This is a genomic window from Synechocystis sp. LEGE 06083 (assembly GCF_015207725.1).
GTDB classification, from domain to species: domain Bacteria; phylum Cyanobacteriota; class Cyanobacteriia; order Cyanobacteriales; family Microcystaceae; genus Synechocystis; species Synechocystis salina.
The window spans coordinates 1-3,154 of record NZ_JADEWJ010000356.1; the positions used below are offsets into that span (position 1 = coordinate 1).

3 protein-coding genes are annotated in these 3,154 nt (G+C 50.0%); 2 read left to right on the plus strand and 1 reads right to left on the minus strand.

Going from position 1 to position 3,154, the window contains the following annotated elements; translation table 11 throughout:
* Positions 1-268 precede the first annotated feature (268 nt).
* A complete protein-coding gene (efp, locus tag IQ219_RS18375; RefSeq protein ID WP_190598281.1) occupies positions 269-832 on the minus strand; it encodes an elongation factor P in 564 nt (187 codons plus the stop codon).
* Between the two features lie 112 nt (positions 833-944).
* Here efp and IQ219_RS18380 point away from each other — a divergent pair, with 112 nt between their 5' ends.
* Positions 945-2,087 carry a peptidylprolyl isomerase gene (locus tag IQ219_RS18380; protein ID WP_228017337.1) on the plus strand — a complete coding sequence of 381 codons (1,143 nt, stop codon included), beginning with the start codon at positions 945-947 and terminating at the stop codon, positions 2,085-2,087.
* A gap of 103 nt (positions 2,088-2,190) precedes the next feature.
* Positions 2,191-3,147 carry an o-succinylbenzoate synthase gene (locus IQ219_RS18385; RefSeq protein ID WP_194073563.1) on the plus strand — a complete coding sequence of 319 codons (957 nt, stop codon included), beginning with the start codon at positions 2,191-2,193 and terminating at the stop codon, positions 3,145-3,147.
* The last annotated feature ends 7 nt before the right edge of the window (positions 3,148-3,154 follow it).

Here is a 3,154-nt window from a genome sequence, read left to right on the forward strand (position 1 = left end):
GATGGGGGGGTGATGGCCTGGGGGGCAACGGAAACGCCACCTACCACGGCATCCTTCCGCACCGACACCTCAAAATCGCCGCTTTTGAGACTGAACTCGGTGATATTACTTTGGGAAATTACCCCCAACAATTCCCGTAGTTCCGTAAAGTTAATAGCCACGAATCACCCACCCCCCAATACAACAAAATACGATTATTAAAGCTTGAGCTGACCAATGGGCCTACGGGTTAAAATCCATCTACCCAATTGATCAAGTTAACCACAGCTTAGGCATTGTCCCGTCCCAGGTAGGAACCATCCCTGGTATCGACCTTAATCTTTTCTCCCTGGGCAATGAATAGGGGCACCATCACCTGGGCACCGGTTTCCAAAATTGCCGGCTTGGTGCCGCCGGTGGCCGTATCCCCCTTCACACCGGGGTCAGTTTCAACAATTTCCAACACCACACTGGTGGGCAATTCAACGTCAAGGATAGTGCCATCCCAGGTGACCACACTAACTTCCATCTCTTCTTTGATGAATTTGGCCTTGTCTCCCAGGGTATCCGGGGCAATGCTCACCTCTTCAAAGGTTTCCATGTCCATAAAGACATATTGGTCCCCATCTTTATAGGTGTGTTGCATGACTGATTTTTCGATGTTGGCCTGGGGCACCGTTTCCCCCGCCCGGAAAGTTTTTTCTACTACATTGCCAGTTTGAACACTTTTGAGCTTGGTACGCACAAAGGCGGAACCCTTGCCTGGTTTAACGTGGAGGAATTCCACCACCTTCCAGACTGCGCCGTCCATCACAATACTTGTACCTGTGCGAAAATCGTTACTGGATATCATGGAAGCCAAGAAAGACTCAAAAGTTCACCCAACATTCTACTAGGGGATGGGGGCGTTGAAGTGGGAAAATTTTGCTGTTGCCCCCTATGCTGGAGAACAAACCACAATCATTATGATGCAAATTATTAAAATTCCCCTGGGGATAATTACCCGACAGGGCCTGCGGTTTGGCTTGATGTCCCTGGTACTTACACTACTATCCCTGACTTGGGCGATGCCGGGGTGGAGCTTACCTTTGGGCCAGCCGATGCTGTTGGGTGCTTTGGCCCAGGGCAATGCCATTACGGATCCCAATGCCATTTTGCGCTACGCTCTGCCCATCGATAATCCAGAGGTGCGGCGCTTGCAGGATAGCTTGGAAGATATTTCTAACCATATCCGGGCAAAGCGTTGGCCGGCGATTAAAAAAGATGTGCGGGCTGCTAATCTGACCATCACCCTGAAGGAAGATAAAATTCTCGCTGGGGTACCGGCCGATCGCCAAGCAGAGGCGGAAACCTTATTGGACACTGTCAAAACTGATTTAACTGATTTGGCCGCAGCGGTGGATGCGAAAGATAAGGAAGAGGTGATTGGCCTGCGTCAATCGGCCCTGACGGCGATCGGAGATTTGGAAGCTCTGATGGTGACGGATTTCCCCTTTGCTATTCCCGAAGAATTTGCCAACCTGCCCCAACTGAACGGCCGGGCCACGGTGGAAATGACCACCAATAAAGGACCCCTAACCATTGTGGTGGATGGCTATAGCGCCCCCATTAACGCCGGTAACTTTGTGGATTTGGTGCAACGCAAATTCTATGACGGTTTACCTTTCATCCGTTCAGAAGATTTCTTTGTGACCCAAGCGGGGGATCCCCCAGGGCCAGAAGCGGGCTTTATTGACCCCCAAACCAAACAATATCGCGCCATTCCCCTGGAAATTTTAGTTAAAGGGGAAGAAGGGCCCATCTATGGCATGACCTTGGAAGATGCCGGTATGTACTTACCGGAACTAGCTTTGCCTTTCAATGCCTACGGGGCGATCGCCTTAGCCCGGCCGGAAACGGAACCCAATGGTGGTTCTTCCCAATTTTTCTTCTTTAAATTTGATACGGAACTAACTCCACCGGGATTTAATTTGATGGACGGCCGTTATTCTGTCTTCGGTTACGTAGTGGATGGCAAAGAAACCTTGGAACAGTTAAGCGAAGGGGACAAAATTGTCTCGGCCAAGGTGGTTGACGGTGCTGACAATTTAGTCAACGGTAATAGTTAGTTAATCGGTGAACTGTTGTTAGAAATTTTATCAAGGGAGGTAAAAACACCTCTCTTTTCTTTATTTTTTCAGATTAATAGAGCCCTTGAACCCAGCCTGCTCCATGGGGAAATCCTATCAAGTCAACTTTTATTCTTACAATTTTTCCCTGCCTAACCCAGTGGTGACAGCCCATGGCTATTGGGAACGGCGACAGGGTTTGATTGTGGAGTTAACTGACCAAAGGGGAAACAGGGGCCGGGGAGAAATTGCCCCCTTACCGTGGTTTGGTACGGAGGATTTGGCCAGCGCTACGGATTTTTGCCATGGTTTGAAAGGTCAGATTACGCCAGATCAGATTAGGGAAATTGGCGATCGCCTACCCTGTTGCCAGTTTGCCTTTGGAGGGGCGGAGTGGGAACTAGAAAGCGGCAGTTTGATTGAAAATTTCCCCAACTCTCTCAGTTATTGCCAACTTTTACCCACGGGGGAGGCTGTTTTGGACTATCTCGCCTCCAATCCCCAGTTGGGAACTAGCACGGTGAAATGGAAAATTGGCGTCGGGGATTTTGCTGTAGAAAGAGATTTGTATAGGCAGTTATGGCAACAGTTACCGGAGGGCTGTCAAATTCGCCTCGATGCCAATGGTGGTTTAACTCCTGCCCTGGCCCGACAATGGTTAACCCTGCTCGATCGCCAAAGGGAAAATTCTCCGCCCAAAGTCCAATACCTGGAGCAACCCCTACCTCCTGGGCAAATTGCTGAAATGTTTAGACTGCAACGAAATTTTGTCACCCCCATTGCCCTGGACGAAGCAGTGTGTAGCTTACCCCAACTGCAAAAACTCTACGACGAGGGTTGGCCGGGGCTTTACATCCTCAAAGCAGCCATTATGGGGGATCCCAGGGTGCTGAGTAATTGGTTAAAATCCCATCCCATTCCCGCCATTTTCTCCTCCGTGTTTGAAACGGCGATCGCCAGGGGTCAAGTGTTAGCCCTGGCCCAAAAGTGGAACTTACCAGACCATGCCGTTGGCTTTGCTCCCCCAAGGGAACCAATAACAGAGGCTACCCCAGACTAGGTATGAT

Excerpts from the sequence above, each read along its gene's own strand:
- efp (WP_190598281.1), bottom strand. The coding sequence starts at position 832 with ATGATATCCAGTAACGATTTTCGCACAGGTACAAGTATTGTGATGGAC.
- IQ219_RS18380 (WP_228017337.1), top strand. The coding sequence starts at position 945 with ATGATGCAAATTATTAAAATTCCCCTGGGGATAATTACCCGACAGGGC.
- IQ219_RS18385 (WP_194073563.1), top strand. The coding sequence starts at position 2,191 with ATGGGGAAATCCTATCAAGTCAACTTTTATTCTTACAATTTTTCCCTG.